Origin of the sequence: Nocardioides sp. (assembly GCF_044226765.1) — a bacterium.
Taxonomy (GTDB): domain Bacteria; phylum Actinomycetota; class Actinomycetes; order Propionibacteriales; family Nocardioidaceae; genus Nocardioides.
This window is the reverse complement of record NZ_JBGAGJ010000006.1, coordinates 235152-251519: the sequence shown is the minus strand read 5'-3', so window position 1 is coordinate 251519 and position 16368 is coordinate 235152. Positions and strand designations below refer to the sequence as shown.

General features: G+C 72.1%; 16 protein-coding genes. 14 read left to right on the top strand and 2 right to left on the bottom strand.

Annotation, left to right across the window (positions count from 1 at the left end; all coding sequences use genetic code 11):
* Window positions 1-111 precede the first annotated feature (111 nt).
* From ACILRH_RS14825 to ACILRH_RS14810, 4 genes are all read left to right on the top strand, one after another.
* A complete protein-coding gene (locus ACILRH_RS14825) occupies window positions 112-702 on the top strand; it encodes an ATP-dependent Clp protease proteolytic subunit (protein ID WP_395694550.1) in 591 nt (196 codons plus the stop codon).
* Window positions 702-1334 carry an ATP-dependent Clp protease proteolytic subunit gene (locus ACILRH_RS14820; protein WP_395694510.1) on the top strand — a complete coding sequence of 211 codons (633 nt, stop codon included), beginning with the start codon at window positions 702-704 and terminating at the stop codon, window positions 1332-1334. Before ACILRH_RS14825 ends, ACILRH_RS14820 begins: the two co-directional genes overlap by 1 nt.
* 169 nt (window positions 1335-1503) lie before the next feature.
* Window positions 1504-2793: an ATP-dependent Clp protease ATP-binding subunit ClpX gene (gene clpX, locus ACILRH_RS14815; protein WP_395694508.1), complete on the top strand. Its 1290-nt coding sequence runs from the start codon at window positions 1504-1506 to the stop codon at window positions 2791-2793.
* A gap of 279 nt (window positions 2794-3072) precedes the next feature.
* A complete protein-coding gene (locus ACILRH_RS14810) occupies window positions 3073-3447 on the top strand; it encodes a hypothetical protein (protein WP_395694507.1) in 375 nt (124 codons plus the stop codon).
* Window positions 3448-3581: 134 nt separating this feature from the next.
* Here ACILRH_RS14810 and valS read toward each other — a convergent pair whose 3' ends face one another.
* On the bottom strand, window positions 3582-6227 hold the full coding sequence (gene valS, locus ACILRH_RS14805) for a valine--tRNA ligase (RefSeq protein ID WP_395694505.1): 2646 nt from the start codon (window positions 6225-6227) through the stop codon (window positions 3582-3584).
* 78 nt (window positions 6228-6305) lie between these two features.
* Between valS and ACILRH_RS14800 the strand changes: the two genes are divergently transcribed.
* The 4 genes from ACILRH_RS14800 to ACILRH_RS14785 are packed head-to-tail and all read left to right on the top strand — an operon-like array spanning window position 6306 to window position 9003.
* On the top strand, window positions 6306-6953 hold the full coding sequence (locus ACILRH_RS14800) for a hypothetical protein (protein ID WP_395694503.1): 648 nt from the start codon (window positions 6306-6308) through the stop codon (window positions 6951-6953).
* On the top strand, window positions 6944-7201 hold the full coding sequence (locus ACILRH_RS14795) for a GNAT family N-acetyltransferase (protein WP_395694501.1): 258 nt from the start codon (window positions 6944-6946) through the stop codon (window positions 7199-7201). The genes ACILRH_RS14800 and ACILRH_RS14795 overlap by 10 nt, the downstream gene beginning before the upstream one ends.
* A 24-nt stretch (window positions 7202-7225) precedes the next feature.
* The gene (locus tag ACILRH_RS14790) at window positions 7226-8584 is read left to right on the top strand and encodes a bifunctional folylpolyglutamate synthase/dihydrofolate synthase (protein WP_395694500.1); all 1359 of its coding nucleotides are present in this window, start codon (window positions 7226-7228) and stop codon (window positions 8582-8584) included.
* Window positions 8581-9003 carry a DUF4233 domain-containing protein gene (locus ACILRH_RS14785; RefSeq protein WP_395694498.1) on the top strand — a complete coding sequence of 141 codons (423 nt, stop codon included), beginning with the start codon at window positions 8581-8583 and terminating at the stop codon, window positions 9001-9003. Before ACILRH_RS14790 ends, ACILRH_RS14785 begins: the two co-directional genes overlap by 4 nt.
* On the opposite strand, the gene ACILRH_RS14780 is transcribed toward ACILRH_RS14785, so the two are convergent.
* A complete protein-coding gene (locus ACILRH_RS14780) occupies window positions 8992-10317 on the bottom strand; it encodes a PLP-dependent aminotransferase family protein (protein WP_395694496.1) in 1326 nt (441 codons plus the stop codon). The two genes, ACILRH_RS14785 and ACILRH_RS14780, sit on opposite strands and share 12 nt — an antisense overlap.
* A gap of 68 nt (window positions 10318-10385) precedes the next feature.
* Here ACILRH_RS14780 and ACILRH_RS14775 point away from each other — a divergent pair, with 68 nt between their 5' ends.
* The 6 genes from ACILRH_RS14775 to mrdA all read left to right on the top strand — a co-directional run bounded on the left by ACILRH_RS14775 (window position 10386) and on the right by mrdA (window position 16368).
* Entirely contained in the window at window positions 10386-11108 is a 723-nt protein-coding gene (locus ACILRH_RS14775; RefSeq protein WP_395694495.1) for a pyridoxamine 5'-phosphate oxidase family protein, read from the top strand.
* Window positions 11109-11117: 9 nt separating this feature from the next.
* Window positions 11118-11525 (top strand): nucleoside-diphosphate kinase, encoded by a 408-nt coding sequence (gene ndk / locus ACILRH_RS14770; protein ID WP_395694493.1) that lies wholly within the window; start codon window positions 11118-11120, stop codon window positions 11523-11525.
* Between the two features lie 237 nt (window positions 11526-11762).
* The gene (locus tag ACILRH_RS14765) at window positions 11763-12794 is read left to right on the top strand and encodes a rod shape-determining protein (protein WP_395694491.1); all 1032 of its coding nucleotides are present in this window, start codon (window positions 11763-11765) and stop codon (window positions 12792-12794) included.
* Window positions 12795-12804: 10 nt separating this feature from the next.
* Entirely contained in the window at window positions 12805-13710 is a 906-nt protein-coding gene (gene mreC / locus ACILRH_RS14760; protein WP_395694489.1) for a rod shape-determining protein MreC, read from the top strand.
* The gene (mreD, locus tag ACILRH_RS14755) at window positions 13707-14225 is read left to right on the top strand and encodes a rod shape-determining protein MreD (RefSeq protein WP_395694488.1); all 519 of its coding nucleotides are present in this window, start codon (window positions 13707-13709) and stop codon (window positions 14223-14225) included. Before mreC ends, mreD begins: the two co-directional genes overlap by 4 nt.
* Before the next feature lie 10 nt (window positions 14226-14235).
* A complete protein-coding gene (mrdA, locus tag ACILRH_RS14750; RefSeq protein ID WP_395694486.1) occupies window positions 14236-16368 on the top strand; it encodes a penicillin-binding protein 2 in 2133 nt (710 codons plus the stop codon).

Genomic DNA, 16368 nt, shown 5'->3' with positions numbered 1-16368 from the left:
AAATCCGCTGTCGGCGAACAGCGGGGGATCTGCCGTGGTTCTGTCCGACCTTCGGGCTAGGGTCGCACCGTGACCCAGAACTCCAGCCCCCAGCTCAACGGCGGCGGGGGCATGAACGTCCTCGACGACCACATCTACCAGCGCCTGCTGCGCGAGCGGATCGTGTTCCTCGGCTCCGAGGTCCGCGACCAGAACGCCAACGCGATCTGCGCCCAGCTCCTGCTGCTCTCGGCCGAGGACCCCGAGGCGGACATCTTCCTCCACATCAACTCGCCCGGAGGCTCCGTCGACGCCGGCATGGCGATCTACGACACGATGAACTACATCCCCAACGACGTCGCGACGGTCGGCATGGGCCTGGCTGCGTCGATGGGCCAGTTCCTGCTGTGTGCCGGCACGAAGGGCAAGCGCTACGCCCTGCCGCACGCGCGCATCATGATGCACCAGCCGTCGTCGGGCATGGGTGGCTCCGCCTCGGACATCAAGATCCAGGCGCAGCAGTCGCTGCACATCAAGCAGGTCCTGCTCGACCTGATCGCCGAGCACACCGGCCAGAGCCGCGAGCAGGTCGAGGCCGACGCCGACCGCGACCGCTGGTTCACCGCCGACGAGGCGAAGGAGTACGGCTTGGTCGACCAGGTCATCAAGAGCGCGCGCGAGGCCGCCGACGACGGCCGTCCGGCCCACGCCTCGAAGAACTGATGCAGGAAGCGACAGGGACTGACATGAACTACTACATCCCCCAGTGGGAAGAGCGCACGTCGTACGGCTTCCGCCGGATCGACCCCTACGCGAAGCTCTTCGAGGACCGGATCATCTACCTCGGCACGCCGATCTCCGACGACGTCGCCAACGCGGTCATCGCGCAGCTGCTGTGCCTGCAGTCGATGAACCCCGACCAGGACATCAGCATCTACATCAACTCGCCCGGCGGATCGTTCACCGCGCTCACGGCGATCTACGACACGATGAAGTTCATCAAGCCCGATGTGCAGACCGTCTGCATCGGCCAGGCCGCGTCCGCGGCCGCGATCCTGCTGGCGGCGGGCACCCCCGGCAAGCGGCTGGCGCTGCCCAACAGCCGGATCCTGATCCACCAGCCCTACACCGAGGGCACCTTCGGGCAGACCTCCGACATCGAGATCCAGGCCAACGAGATCCTGCGGATGCGGGAGCTGCTCGAGAAGATGATCAGCGACCACAGCGGCCGGTCGATCGAGGAGGTCAGCCGCGACATCGAGCGCGACAAGATCCTCACGGCCGAGGGCGCGGTCGAGTACGGCCTGATCGACGCCGTGCTCGAGTCGCTCAAGGGCACCCCGGCCCTCACCTGACCACACCCCCGACCTCCCGTGACGAACGCGCGCAGATCGTGTCTCTCCACCCGCTCGGGGGTGGCACGGGGTACGGTCGGAGGGCTGTGCACCACCCTGTTGGACCTATGGGAGCTGGACCTGCAGGTCCCGGACCTGCAGCTGCACCCGAGTCGGAGGATGACCACCCGTGGCACGTATCGGTGACGGAGGCGACCTGCTGAAGTGCTCCTTCTGCGGGAAGAGCCAGAAGCAGGTCAAGAAGCTGATCGCGGGTCCGGGTGTCTACATCTGCGACGAGTGCATCGACCTGTGCAACGAGATCATCGAGGAGGAGCTCAACGAGGGCTCCGAGGTCGGCCTCGACGAGCTGCCCAAGCCCAAGGAGATCTTCGAGTTCCTCAACTCCTACGTCATCGGGCAGGAGCAGGCGAAGAAGTCCCTCGCGGTCGCGGTCTACAACCACTACAAGCGGGTCCAGGCCGGCCTCCAGCCGGGCGCCGGGCCGGGCAAGCACAGCAAGGACGAGGTGGTCGAGGTCGCCAAGTCCAACATCCTGGTCATCGGCCCGACCGGGTGCGGCAAGACCTACCTCGCCCAGACCCTCGCGCGGATGCTCAACGTCCCGTTCGCGATCGCGGACGCGACGGCGCTGACCGAGGCGGGCTACGTCGGTGAGGACGTCGAGAACATCCTGCTCAAGCTGATCCAGGCCGCCGACTACGACGTCAAGAAGGCCGAGACCGGCATCATCTACATCGACGAGATCGACAAGGTCGCGCGGAAGGCGGAGAACCCCTCGATCACCCGGGACGTGTCGGGAGAGGGCGTCCAGCAGGCGCTGCTGAAGATCATCGAGGGCACCACGGCCTCGGTGCCGCCTCAGGGTGGCCGCAAGCACCCCCACCAGGAGTTCATCCAGATCGACACGACGAACATCCTGTTCGTCGTCGGCGGGGCGTTCGCCGGACTCGAGCACATCATCGAGCAGCGGGTCGGCAAGAAGACCCTCGGCTTCACCGCCGAGGTGCGCGGCAAGGCCGAGCGCGAGGCGGAGGACCTGCTGGCCCAGGTCCGTCCCGAGGACCTCACCAAGTTCGGGCTGATCCCCGAGTTCATCGGCCGGCTGCCCCTCATCGCGAGCGTCTCGAAGCTCGACCAGGAAGCACTGGTGCAGATCCTGACCGAGCCGCGCAACGCGCTGGTCAAGCAGTACCAGAAGCTCTTCGAGCTCGACGGGGTGCAGCTGGAGTTCACCCCCGACGCCATCGAGGCCATCGCCGACAAGGCGATGGAGCGAGGCACCGGAGCACGCGGCCTGCGCGCCATCATCGAGGAGGTCCTCCTCCACGTGATGTACGACGTGCCCTCGCGCGGCGACATCGGCAAGGTGATCGTGACCCGCGAGGTCGTCGACGACGACGTGGCACCGACCCTGGTGCCGCGCGAGGCCGAGGCGAAGAAGAAGAAGTCGGCGTGACCGACCCGGCGGAGCCGGGTCGCTGAGCGCCGAGGTCGAGTGGGCGCGCGACCGAGGGACGAGGTCGCGACCGCCTGTACCGAGACCTGACCGACCCGGCGGAGCCGGGTCGCTGAGCGCCGAGGTCGAGTGGGCGCGCGACCGAGACCAGACCGACGTGGGCATTGCCGGGTCACTGAGCGCTGTCTGACCCGATCTGACCAGGCGGTCTAGCCCGATCGGGCCATTCCTGCCCCCAGGTTTGTCCGGGGTGGTCCGGACTACCAGACTCGAGCCGCCATGACCCCCCGCCGCCGGCACCGCCTGTTCCGTGACCACGCGCCACCGCTGGTGGCGTTCGTGGTCGTCATGGTCATGTCGGTCGTGCTGCTCGCCTACATGGTGCGCAGCGACGCGGCTCCCGGATGGATGACCGACGGGTGGCGCGCCGCGCAGCGAGTGGTCGGCGCGACCGCGGTCGAGCGGTCGACACCGGCCGCCGACGCCGACCCGCCGCGACCGGCGACCGTGGTCGCCGACCGTCCGGCGCCCCACCGGCCCGGCGTCGTGCACCCCCCTCGATCCCCGCATCCGGCACCGACGACGCAGGAGCACCCGGTCCGCCCCGCGCACCCGGTCCACCCGGTCCACCCAGCGCACGGGCGTACCCGTTGAGTTGAGGGTCGTGACCGCTCGAGTCGAGGGTCGTGACCGTTCGAGCCGAGGATCGTGACCAGAGGTCAGGTCAGACCCTCAACTCAACGGGTCACCATCCTCACGTCAACGGGTCGCAACCCTCAACTCGACGGTCAGTCGGTGGGCGCGAGCTCGGCGTCGACGCTGATCTCGGTGGACCCCTCGACCACGGTGAAGACCAGGTCGCCGGTGACCTTGCCGGTCTTGCGCAGGTCGTCGGCCGCCTGCTCGGCCGCGCGGACCAGCGCCTCGGGCCCGCGGATCTCGACCCGGGACAGCTCGGCCCGCATCGAGACCTTGGCGGTCGACTTGGCGCCGCGGATGCCGATCAGGGCCGCGGCCACGGCGTCGAGGGTCGACGGGTCGGCGGCGGCCGCCGAGCCGAGCTCGACCACGGTCGGCCACGAGGCGCGGTGGATCGAGCCCTCTCCGACCCGCCACCACGACCAGACCTCCTCGGTGACGTAGGGCAGGAACGGCGCGAGCAGCCGCAGCTGCACGTCGAGGGCGATCGCCAGCGTGGCCTTCGCCGAGGCGGTCGCGGCGCCACCCTGACCCTCGTCCTGGCCGGCGTACGCCCTCTCCTTGACCAGCTCGAGGTAGTCGTCGCAGAACTCCCAGAAGAACTTCTCGACGGTCTCCAGAGCAGTGGTGTAGTCGTAGGCCTCGAAGGCGTCCGTGGCCTTGGTGACCACCTGGGCGAGCCGGCCGAGCAGGGCGCAGTCGACGGGCTCGGAGACCTCGAAGGTGTTGATCCCGGTCGCGCCGACCCCGCCGAGGACGAACTTGGAGGCGTTGAGCACCTTCATCGCCAGCCGTCGGCCGACCTTCATCTGGCTCTCGTCAAAAGGCGAGTCCAGGCCCGGGCGAGCCATCGCGGCGCGCCAGCGGACGGCGTCGGCGCCGTACTTGTCGAGGATCTCGGTGGGGACGACCACGTTGCCCTTGGACTTCGACATCTTCTTGCGGTCGGGGTCGACCACGAAGCCGGAGACCAGGGCGTGGGACCACGGGGCTACGTGGTTCTCGAAGTGCGAGCGCACCACCCGCGAGAAGAGCCAGGTGCGGATGATGTCGTGGGCCTGGGTGCACAGGTCCATCGGGAAGACCCGCTGCCACAGGTCGTCGTCGGACTCCCAGCCGCCGGCGATGTGCGGGGTGAGCGACGACGTCGCCCAGGTGTCCATGACGTCGGGGTCGCCGACGAAGCCGCCGGGCTTGCCGCGCTGGGCCTCGTCGTATCCGCGCGGGGCGTCGTTGGAGGGGTCGACGGGCAGCTCGGCCTCGGTCGGCAGGAGCGGGTGGGCGTAGTCGGGCTCGCCGTCGGCGTCGAGCGGGTACCAGACCGGGAAGGGGATGCCGAAGAAGCGCTGCCGCGAGATGAGCCAGTCGCCGTTGAGGCCGCCGACCCAGTTGTCGTAGCGGTGCCACATGTGCTCGGGCACCCAGGTGATCTCCCGGCCCCGGTCGAGCATCTCCTGGCGCAGGCCCGCGTCGCGACCGCCGTTGGTGATGTACCACTGGCGGGTGGCGACGATCTCGAGCGGCTTGTCGCCCTTCTCGTAGAAGTTCGTCATCCGCTGGGTGGGCTTCGGCTCGCCGTCGAGGTCCCCGGTCTCGCGCAACGCGGCGACCACGGCCTCGCGGGCGGAGAACGCCGTCTTGCCCTTGAGCTCCTCGTACGCCGTCACGGCGGGCTCGTGCGCCAGCCACTCGGGGGTCTCCCGGGACATCCGCCCGTCGCGGCCGATCAGCGTGCGGACGGGGAGGTCGAGCTCGCGCCACCACTGGACGTCGGTGAGGTCACCGAACGTGCAGCACATCGCGATGCCGGCGCCCTTGTCCATCTCGGCCGCGGGGTGCGCGAGCACCGGGATCTCCACGCCGAAGACCGGGCTGGTCACGGTGGTCCCGAACAGCGGCTGGTAGCGCTCGTCGTCGGGATGCGCGATCAGTGCCACGACTGACGGGATCAGCTCGGGTCGGGTCGTCTCGATGAAGACGGGCGTGCCGTCGGGTCGGTGGAAGGCGACGCGGTGGTAGGCGCCGGCGTACTCGCGGGCCTCGAGCTCGGCCTGCGCGACCGCGGTCTGGAAGGTGACGTCCCAGAGGGTCGGCGCCTCCTGCAGGTACGCCTCGCCGCGGGCGAGGTTGCGCAGGAACGCGCGCTGGCTGACGGTCTGAGCGGACCGGCCGATGGTCGTGTAGTGCTGGCTCCAGTCCACCGAGAGCCCGAGCGTGCGCCACAGCTGCTCGAAGACCTGCTCGTCCTCGACGACCAGGCGCTCGCAGAGCTCGACGAAGTTGGGCCGGCTGATCGGGACCTGGCGCTTGGGGTCCGGCTTCTCCGGCGGGGTGAAGTCGGGGTCGTAGTGCAGCGACGGGTCGCAGCGCACGCCGAAGTAGTTCTGCACCCGGCGCTCGGTCGGGAGGCCGTTGTCGTCCCAGCCCATGGGGTAGAAGACCGACTTCCCCCGCATCCGCTGGAAGCGGGCGATCAGGTCGGTGTGGGTGTAGGAGAAGACGTGCCCGACGTGCAGGCTGCCGCTCACCGTGGGCGGCGGGGTGTCGATCGAGTAGACGTTCTCGCGCGGCTGGGTGCGGTCGAAGGCGTAGGTGTCGTCGGCCTTCCACCGCTCGCCCCACCGCGCCTCGAGGCCCTCGAGCGCCGGCTTGTCGGGTACGGCGACGACGCGCGGTGCTGCGGTCTGCGTCGTGTCCACCGTGTCCGGTGCCTGGTGAGCCTGCGTGTCGGTCATGGACGAAATCCTAGGGCGGGCCGGTCCGGGCGGAGAAACCGGTTGTGACGGTCGGCACCGTGGTGGCTGACTGCGGTCATGCACCTGGAGCTGACCACGGACCCTGCCGCCTTCCTGGACGCCGCCGGGGAGCACCTCGCCGCCGACCCGGTCGTGACCACCGTCATGGCGACGGTCACCGCCAGGATCGCCGCCGGCCACGAGTACGCCGGCGCGCCGTACCGCTGGTGGGCGATCGCCCGGGACGACCGCGGCGCGGTGGCGGGCGTGGCGATGCGGACCGCGCCGTTCGAGCCCTTCCCGGCCTACGTGCTGCCGATGCCCGACGCCTGCGCGGCGCAGCTGGCGCGCACGCTGCACGAGCGCGGCGAGCCGCTCGCAGGCGTCAACGGCGCGCTCCCGGCGGCCCGGGTCGTCGCGGAGGAGACCGCGCGGCTCACCGGAGGCGAGGTCCGCGTCCACGAGCACCTGCGGCTCTTCGAGCTCGGCGACCTGGTCGTGCCGCCGAGCCCGGCCGGGACGCTGCGCCCGGCCGAGGTCGGGGACGCCGACCTGGTCCTGGCCTGGTATCTCGACTTCGGCCGGGCGGCCGCCGAGCAGGCCGGACGCGCCGACGCGCACGGGGCACCCGGAGCGGAGACCTTCACGCTCGAGGCGTCACCGAGCGCATCCGGGCCGGGCTGGTGTTCCTCTGGGACGACCCGTCGGGGACCACGGTGCACCTGACCGCGATGAACGCCCCGGCGTACGGCGTCAGCCGGGTCGGGCCCGTCTACACGCCCGCCGAGCACCGGGGCCACGGGTATGCCAGCGCCGCCGTCGCGGAGGTGTCGCGACGGATCCTCGAGGCCGGGGACCGGGCCTGCCTGTTCACCGACCAGGCCAACCCGACGTCGAACAAGATCTACGAGGCGGTGGGCTACCGGGCGGTCGTGGACATGGCCAACCTGCTGGTCGAATCGGCTGCGGGGTGATCGCTCTCTAGACTCGTCGGCGTCATGACCGAGACCCCCCGCCTGGCCGAGACCTTCGAGGAGGCCGAGGACGCCCTGCTGTCCCGCTGGCCCGAGACCCGACTGGAGCCGTCCCTCGACCGGATCCGGGCGCTCACCGAGCTGCTCGGCGACCCGCAGCGCAGCTATCCGGTCATCCAGCTGACCGGCACCAACGGCAAGACCTCGACGTCGCGGATGATCGAGACGCTGCTGCGCGCGCTCGACCTGCGGGCCGGCCGGTTCACCAGTCCGCACCTGGAGCGGATGAGCGAGCGGATCTCGATCGACGGCGAACCCCTGACGGACGAGGCGTTCGTGCGCGCGTTCAACGACGTCGCGCCGTACCTCCAGCTGGTCGACGACAGCCAGGAGCACCCGGTGTCGTTCTTCGAGACCGTGGTCGCGATGGGCTACGCCGCCTTCGCCGACACCCCGGTCGACGTGGCCGTGGTCGAGGTCGGCATGGGCGGGTCGTGGGACGCGACCAGCGTGGCCGACGCCGCGGTCGCCGTGGTCCTGCCGGTGGCGGTCGACCACGCGGCGTACCTGGGTGAGACGCCGGCCGAGATCGCGGTCGAGAAGGCCGGCATCATCAAGCCCGGCTCGGTCGCGGTGCTCGCCCAGCAGACGCCCGACGTCGCCGAGGTCCTGCTGGACCGGGTCGCCGAGGTCGGCGCGACGGTCGCCCGCGAGGGCGTCGAGTTCGGCGTGGTGTCCCGGGTCCCGGCGGTGGGCGGCCAGGTCGTGTCGCTCCAGGGCCTGCGCGCGCGCTACGACGAGGTGCTGCTGCCGCTGCACGGCGCCCACCAGGCCCAGAACGCCGCGGTCGCGCTGGCCGCGGTGGAGGCCTTCGTCGGCGGTGACCCGCTCGACGAGGAGGTGGTGAGAGCGGCGTTCGGGGCGGCGACCTCGCCGGGCCGGCTGGAGGTCGTCCGCCGGAGCCCGACCATCCTGCTCGACGCGGCGCACAACCCGCACGGCGCCGCCGCCACGGTGGCGGCGATCGAGGAGTCGTTCACCTTCTCGCCGCTCGTCGGCGTGCTCGGTGTGATGGCCGACAAGGACCTCGAGGGTCTGCTGACGGCCTTCGAGCCCGTGCTCGCCCACCTGGTGTGCACCCAGAACTCCACCGACCGGGCGCTGCCGGCCGAGCGGGTGGCCGCGGCGGCCCGCGAGATCTACGGCGACGACCGGGTCAGCGTGGCTCCGCGTCTGTCCGACGCCATCGACCAGGCGGCGGCCCTCGCCGAGGCCGGTGAGGCGTTCGGCGACCCGCTCGGGTCCGGCGCCGTCCTGGTCACGGGCTCGGTCGTCACCGTCGGTGAGGCGCGGTCGCTGCTGGTCCGGGAGGAGCGGCGATGACCGACGAGCCCCTCCAGACGCCCCCGCGGGCGCCTCAGGACGAGCGCGAGCGCTCGCCGCGCCGCGGGATGTGTGCCGCAGTACTCAGCCTCGAGGCGGTCACGCTGGGCCTGACCACCCCGGTCCTCATCAGCGTCGCCGGCGTCGACACGTCCACCGCGCTGTGGATCGGTCTCGGCCTGGCCGTCGCCTGCCTCCTGCTGGCCGGGATGCTGCGGGCGGAGTGGGCCTACGGGGTGGGGTGGCTGATCCAGGGGGCCGCGGTCGGCCTGGGCTTCGTCATCCCGCTGATGTTCGTCCTCGGTGGCATCTTCGCGCTGCTGTGGGGTGGGGCCTACGTGCTGGGTCGCAAGATCGAGCGCGAGCGTGCCGAGGCCTACGCGGCGTACGACGCGGGCCCTCCCGCCTCACAGGGCTGACGTCAGGGCCGCCAGCGCGCGGTCCAGCTCCTCGTCGGTGACCCCGCCGAAGCCGACGACGAGCCCGGTGAGTGCGGCGGTCCGGCAGTAGCCGGAGAGCAGCGGCACCCAGAAGCCCGCGCGGCGGGCGGCCTCCTGCGCCCGCCGCGCGTCGTGCTCGGGGAGGAGCCAGGTGGAGTACATCCCGGCCACCGGGCCGGCAGCCGTCGCGTGCGGCGCCAGTGCCGCGGCGACCCGGGGCGCCCGCTCCCCATAGACCCGACGCGCGGTGCGGACCACCTGGTCGACGTACCCGTCGCGGAGCAGCGCGAGGAAGGCGCGCTGCACCGGCCAGGGCGCCGCGTCGTGGGTGACGACCCGCCGGGCGTCGATGCGCTCCTGCAGGGGTGCGGGTGCGACCAGCCAGCCGAGCCGGAGGGACGGGGCCACGGCTTTCGCGGCGGTGCCGAGGTAGGCCACGCTGCTGCGGTCGAGGCTGGCGAGCGCGGGCACCGGTGCGACGTCGTAGCGGAACTCCGAGTCGTAGTCGTCCTCGACGACGAGCGTCCCGGCTGCCGCGGCGGCGTCGAGGAGGGCGATGCGCTCGGGCCCGGGCAGCACCCGGCCGAGCGGGTGCTGGTGGGCAGGGGTCACGTAGGTGGCGACCAGGCCGTGCAGGTCGGTCACCGGCTCCAGGGCGGGGTGGTCGACCACGGCCCGACCGAGGCTGCGCACCGTCTCCACCGCGGCCCGGTAGCCGGGGTCCTCGACGGCCACGGGCCCGGGATCGAGGGCACCGAGGAGGTGGCGCAGCCCGTCGGTGGTGCCCGAGGTGACGACCAGCTCGTCCGGATCGACGAGCAGGCCGCGGGTGCGCGCCAGCCGGTCCGCGAGCAGGGCCCGCAGCTCGGGCAGTCCGCGTGGGTCGTCGTACCCGCGCGGCGGCCGGGCGGCCGACACCTCGCGCCAGGCGCGCCGCCAGCCGGCGGAGTGCCGCGGGTCGATCCACGGCGTCCCGGCGTCCAGGCGCACCAGCGGTGGCTCGTTCACCGCCGGCCGGCGGGGGAGGGCACCGGCGCGGCCCGCGCCGCTCGCCGCGACGAACGTGCCCGAGCCGTGCCGGGTCTCCAGCCACCCCTCGGCGAGCAGCTGCTCGTAGGCCTGCTCGGTCACCGAGCGGCTGACGCCCAGGTCGGCGGCCAGGCCGCGGCTGCTGGGCAGCCGGTCGCCGCGGGCCAGCGTCCCGTCCAGGACGAGGCGCCGGATCCGGGTCGCCAGCTGCAGGCCCCAGGGCCCGGGTGCCGAGCGGTCGAGCGTGACGGGCAGGGTGGGCATGAGTGTCCTGTTCGAGTGGTGCCGAATTGGCCCGTGCGAGCAGGCCACTCCTGCGCCAGCCTAGGACCGTGACCGCCGATCGACCAGCCCCGTACTCCCCAGCCCCGCACTCCCCAGCCCCGCTGTCCCCGTCCCCGCGCACCACCGTCGGCCGGGGCCGCAACCGCATGGTGACGGACCGGGCGGTCCTGCACGAGCTGCTGGCCGACGCACTGGTCGCCCACCTCGGAGTCGTGGTCGACGGTCACCCGGTCGTGCTGCCGACGGCGTTCGCGGCCGACGTCGACGGCCCGGACCCCGACGGCACCCTCTACGTGCACGGCTCGGTGGCCGCCGGCTGGCTGCGGGCCGCCACCGACCGGACCGTCTGCGTGACGGTGACCGAGCTCGACGGCCTCGTCGCGGGCCGGTCGACGTTCCACCACTCGATGAACTACCGGTCGGCGGTGGTCATCGGTCGCGCCCGGGTGGTCGACGACCCGCGCGAGCGCGGCCGGGCCCTCGACCTGATCGTCGACCACATGATCCCGGGGCGCTCGGCCACGCTGCGGCCGAGCACCCGCAAGGAGCTGGCTGCCACCGCGGTGCTGGCCGTGCCGCTGCACGAGGCCTCGGTGAAGGTCCGCACCGGCGGACCGGTCGACGAGCCGGAGGACGTCGCGGCTGGCACGTGGGGCGGTCACGTCCCGCTCCGCCGGGTGGCCGGCGCGCCCGTGCCGGACCAGGACGCCCCCGGCCCGGTCCCCGCAGAGGTGGTGGCTCGCGCCGCGGAGCTGTCCGCCGGTCGGTAGTCTCCCGCCATGTCACAGCGCACGCTCGTCCTGCTCAAGCCCGACGCCGTCCGTCGGGGCCTGGTCGGCCAGCTCCTGTCCCGCTACGAGGCCAAGGGCCTGCGGATCGTGGCGATGGAGCAGCGGACGGCCGACGCCGCCACCGCGGACCGGCACTACGCCGAGCACGTCGAGAAGGAGTTCTACCCGCCGCTGCGCGAGTTCGTGACCGGCGGCCCCCTGGTCGCGCTCGTGCTCGAGGGCGACGCGGCGGTCGAGGTGGTCCGCGCGATCAACGGCGCGACCGACGGCCGCAAGGCCGCGCCCGGCTCGATCCGCGGTGACTTCTCGCTGTCCAACCGGGAGAACCTCGTGCACGGCTCGGACTCCGAGGAGTCGGCCGCCCGCGAGATCGCCATCTGGTTCCCCGCCCTCTGAGCCGAGTCGGCGCCACTGCCGGGTCCTGAGCCGTCGAGTCGGCGCTACTGCCGGGCAGGCAGCGGCAGTAGCGCCGACTCGGGCCCGGTCCGGGCGGCAGTAGCGCCGACTCGGGCCCGGCCGCAGATTCGCAGGTCAGGCCGCGTGTCCTGCCGGTGCCGCGCGCTCGCACTTCGTAGCCTGGGGTTCGTCACTTCTTCCCCACGCACCTCAGGTGCACCAGCGACAGGGCGACGCATGGCGAACAGCTTCATCGGCCGCGACATGGCCGTGGACCTCGGCACCGCCAACACGCTGGTGTACGTCCGCGGCCGCGGGGTTCTGCTCGACGAGCCCAGCGTCGTCGCGCTCAACGACACCACCGGTGACATCCTGGCCGTCGGCCACGAGGCCAAGCGGATGATCGGGCGGACGCCCGACAACATCACCGCGATCCGACCGCTCCAAGACGGCGTCATCGCGGACTTCGACGCCACCGAGCAGATGCTGCGCTACTTCATCGCCCAGGTGCACCGGCGCCGCTACTTCGCCAAGCCCCGGATGGTCATCTGCGTGCCCAGCGGCATCACGGCCGTGGAGCAGCGCGCGGTCAAGGAGGCCGGCTACCAGGCCGGCGCCCGCCGGGTCTACATCGTCGAGGAGCCGATGGCCGCCGCGATCGGCGCTGGGCTGCCGGTCCACCAGGCGACCGGCAACATGGTCGTCGACGTCGGCGGAGGGACCACCGAGGTCGCGGTCATCTCCCTGGGGGGCATCGTCACCAGCCTGTCCGTGCGCACCGCCGGCGACGACCTGGACCAGGCCATCGTCGCCTGGATGAAGAAGGAGCACGGGCTGATGCTCGGCGAGCGCACCGCCGAGGAGGTCAAGATGACCCTCGGCTCCGCGTTCCCGCTGCCCGACGAGCCGGAGGCCGAGATCCGGGGCCGCGACATGGTCTCCGGGCTGCCGCGCACCGTCGTTGTGTCCAGCGCCGAGGTGCGCCAGGCGCTCGAGGAGCCGCTGCACGCCGTCGTCGACGCGGTCCGCACGACCTTGGACCAGACCCCGCCGGAGCTGGCCGGCGACATCATGGACCGCGGCATCGTGCTCACCGGCGGCGGCGCTCTCCTGCGCGGGCTGGACGAGCGCCTGCGCCACGAGACCGGGATGCCGGTCCACGTCGCCGAGGACCCGCTCACGTCGGTGGCGCTGGGCGCGGGCAAGTGCGTGGAGGAGTTCGAGGCGCTCCAGCAGGTCCTCGTCAGCGACCAGAGGCGGTCCGCATGAGGGTGGTGCGATGAAGGAGCGGCGCTGGCGCGGCCCGGACGGCCGCCCGTCGTCACCGGCGTTGCTGGTGGCGCTGGTGCTGGCCTGCCTGTGCCTCATGGCCCTCGACGCGAAGGGCGGCGACGGCTCCCCGGTGGAGTCCGCGCGGCGGGCCGTGGGTGACGTGTTCGGACCCGTGGAGGCCACCACCACCGCGGCGGTCCGGCCACTGACCGCCGCGCCCCACTGGTTCCGGTCGCGCGACGCCATGCAGCAGGACCTGCTCGACCTGCAGGCGGAGAACTCCCGGCTGCGCTCGGACCTCGCCACCGCCGACTACGACCGCAACCGGCTGGCCGAGTACGACGGCCTGACCGCCGCCGCGCACAGCCTCGGCACCACCTTGGTGCCGTCGCGCGTCGTCGGACTGGGCCCCTCGCAGTCCTTCTCCCGGACGGTCACCATCGACGCCGGTGCGGACGCGGGGGTGCGGCCCGACCAGACGGTCGTCAACAACGACGGCCTGGTGGGCCGGGTCCTGCGGGTCACCCGTTCGACCGCCACCGTGCTCCTCATCGTCGACGCCGACTCGGTGGTCGGCGCCCGGGTGGGCCGCAGCATGCAGGTCGGCCTGCTCCACGGCCGGGGGGTCCTGGGCGCCGACGGGAGGCTCGACCTCGAGCTGGTCGACGAGTCCGCCGTCCCGGCCCGGGGCGACGAGGTGGTCACCTGGGGGAGCGAGGCCGGCGGGCCGTACGTCTCGGGCGTGCCGGTCGGCCAGGTCACCCAGGTCTACAGCAGCGTGCGGGAGTCGGCCCAGCGCGCGGTCATCGACCCGTACGTCGACTTCGGCTCGCTCGACCTGGTCGGCGTGGTCGTGCCGTCCGGGACGGCCAGCGACCGGTCGGTCATCGAGGCGGACGGGAGCCTGCGGTGACCTGGGTCCGCGCGCTCGTCGCGCTCGTCGCCGTCTCGGTCGCCCTGGTCCTCCAGGTGTCGGTCTTCCCGCACCTGGCCTGGCACGGGATCGTGCCGAACCTGTGCCTGCTCGTGGTCGTGGGCGCCGGGCTGGTCCGCGGGCCGCAGTTCGCCGCGGTGCTCGGCTTCGTCGCCGGCGTCGTCCTCGACCTGGCCCCACCGGCCGACCACCTCGCGGGCCGGTGGGCCCTCGCGCTCGTGCTGGTCGGCTACCTCGCGGGCCGGGTCCGGCAGAGCGGTCGTCTCGACGCCCGGCCGTCCGCGACGACGGTCCTGGCCACGGTCGCCGCGGCGTCGTTCGTGGGCACCTCGGTCTTCGCGCTCAGCGGCGTGGTCCTCGGTGACCCGATCGCCGTCCCGGAGTTGCTGGAGGTCGTCGTCGTCGCGCTCGCCTGGGACCTGCTGCTGACCCCGCTGGTGCTCCCGCCGGTGATGACCCTGTTCCGCCGGCTCGATCCCGCGCTGGCCACATGAGGGGCCCGGCGTGAGGAGCCCGGCCGGGGCGGCGACCCGCTCGGGTCGGCTCCGGCTGGTCGTCATCCAGGCCCTGGTGTTCTCGCTGTTCGCCACGCTGGGCGTGCGCCTGTACTACCTGCAGGTCGTCAGCGGTGACCGCTACCACGCCCAGGCCGCGTCCCAGTCCGTGCGCGACATCGTGGTCCAGCCCCAGCGCGGGCTGATCGTCGACGACATGGGCCGTCCACTGGTGGCCAACCGCACCTCGTGGGTGGTCTCGGTCGACCGCACCGTGCTGGGCAAGCTGACCGACCACCAGCGCGAGGTGCTGCTCGACCGGGTGGCCGGAGTGGTCGGCGTGCGGGCCGCGGCGATCGACAAGAAGCTGGTCACCTGCGGCGACCCGGGCAGCGTGCCCGGGGTCTGCTGGAACGGCTCGCCCTACCAGGCCGTCCCGGTGGCCTCGGACGTCGAGCAGTCGGTCGCGCTGCGGATCCTCGAGCAGCCCGAGGACTACCCCGGCGTGGTCGCGGAGCAGCAGAGCGTCCGCGCCTACCCGCGCCCCTACGGCGTCAACCTCGCTCACGTCCTGGGCTACCTCAGCCCGATCACGAAGGGCGAGTACGACCAGGCGCAGGAGGACGGCGACCGGTCTGTCAACGCCGCCTCGTCCGTCGGTCGGGCGGGCGTCGAGAAGGAGTACGACCGCTGGCTGCGCGGCATGCCCGGCTACAAGAGCGTGGCCGTCGACTCGATGGGCAGGGTGCTCGGCGACGACAGCGAGGTCGCGGGACAGCCGGGCGACACGCTGGTGACCACGATCGACGCCAAGGTCCAAGGCGTCGTGGAGAAGCAGCTCGCCCAGACCATCCGCACCGCTCGGCAGACCTACGACGAGGTCACGCACAAGAACTACGTGGCCGACTCCGGCGCGGTGGTGGTGATGGAGGCGCGCACCGGCCGGATCGTGGCGATGGCCAGCCAGCCGACCTACGACCCCGGGGTCTGGGTGGGCGGCATCACCAAGTCGCAGCTGGCGCGCCTCTACTCGGCCAAGGCCGGCGACCCGCTGCTCGGCCGGGCCACGCAGGGTCAGTTCGCCCCGGGGTCGACCTGGAAGCCGATCATGACCGTCGGCGCACTCAACAACGGCTACTCGTCCGGGGACCACCTCGACTGCTCCTCGGGGCTGCAGGTCGGCAACCGGTGGTTCAAGAACTACGAGTCCGCGTCCTACGGCCCCCTCACCTTCGCCCAGGCGCTGCAGCTGTCCTGCGACACGTTCTTCTACCGGGTCGGCCTGCACTACTGGCAGAAGTACGGCTCGGACCCGCAGGACGTGCACGCCAAGGACCCGCTGGTCGCCGAGGCGAAGAACTTCGGGTTCGGCAGCGAGACCGGCGTCGACCTCCCCGGCGAGGCGAGCGGCCGGGTCGCCGACCGCGCCTGGAAGCTCTCGTACTGGAAGGCGATGAAGGGCTACTACTGCTCGATGGACGAGAAGGGCACGGCCCCCTCCCCGTTCCTGAAGCTGTTCGCCCACGAGTTCTGCCTCGAGGGCAGCTACTACCGTGCCGGCGACGCGGTCAACTTCGCCATCGGGCAGGGCGACACGATGGTCACCCCGCTCCAGCTCGCGCGGGCGTACGCCGCCCTCTCCAACGGGGGCACGCTCTACGCCCCGCGTGTCGCCAAGGCGATCGTCAGCCCCGGCGGGACCGTGCTCAAGCGGTTCGCGCCCGCCGTGGAGGGCAAGGTCGACGCCTCGAAGGCCAGCCTGCGGTACGTCGACACCGCGTTGCAGGGCACCCCGAAGGTGGGCACCCTGGCGTGGCGGTTCGGCGGGTTCCCCCTCGACCAGGTCCAGATCCGCGGCAAGACCGGGTCCGCCGAGGTCTACGGCAAGCAGTCGACGTCCTGGGTCGCCTCCTACACCAAGGACTACGTCGTGGTGATGATGGTCAGCCAGGCCGGCACCGGCTCGGGCACGTCCGGGCCGGCCGTGCGCAAGATCTGGGAGGCGCTCTACGGGATCGACGGGATGAAGGTCGACCCGTCCAGGGCGGCGATCCCCGGGACCACCCCGCCGCACGGCCTGCCGGAGTTCATGAAGGACGGCTCGATCCTGCCGCCGGGCCGGACGCCGGAGAAGGAGGACTGA

Coding starts and splice junctions, on each gene's coding strand:
- ACILRH_RS14825 (WP_395694550.1), top strand. CDS start 112: ATGAACGTCCTCGACGACCACATCTACCAGCGCCTGCTGCGCGAGCGG.
- ACILRH_RS14820 (WP_395694510.1), top strand. CDS start 702: ATGCAGGAAGCGACAGGGACTGACATGAACTACTACATCCCCCAGTGG.
- ACILRH_RS14810 (WP_395694507.1), top strand. CDS start 3,073: ATGACCCCCCGCCGCCGGCACCGCCTGTTCCGTGACCACGCGCCACCG.
- valS (WP_395694505.1), bottom strand. CDS start 6,227: ATGACCGACACGCAGGCTCACCAGGCACCGGACACGGTGGACACGACG.
- ACILRH_RS14800 (WP_395694503.1), top strand. CDS start 6,306: ATGCACCTGGAGCTGACCACGGACCCTGCCGCCTTCCTGGACGCCGCC.
- ACILRH_RS14790 (WP_395694500.1), top strand. CDS start 7,226: ATGACCGAGACCCCCCGCCTGGCCGAGACCTTCGAGGAGGCCGAGGAC.
- ACILRH_RS14785 (WP_395694498.1), top strand. CDS start 8,581: ATGACCGACGAGCCCCTCCAGACGCCCCCGCGGGCGCCTCAGGACGAG.
- ACILRH_RS14780 (WP_395694496.1), bottom strand. CDS start 10,317: ATGCCCACCCTGCCCGTCACGCTCGACCGCTCGGCACCCGGGCCCTGG.
- ndk (WP_395694493.1), top strand. CDS start 11,118: ATGTCACAGCGCACGCTCGTCCTGCTCAAGCCCGACGCCGTCCGTCGG.
- ACILRH_RS14765 (WP_395694491.1), top strand. CDS start 11,763: ATGGCGAACAGCTTCATCGGCCGCGACATGGCCGTGGACCTCGGCACC.
- mreC (WP_395694489.1), top strand. CDS start 12,805: ATGAAGGAGCGGCGCTGGCGCGGCCCGGACGGCCGCCCGTCGTCACCG.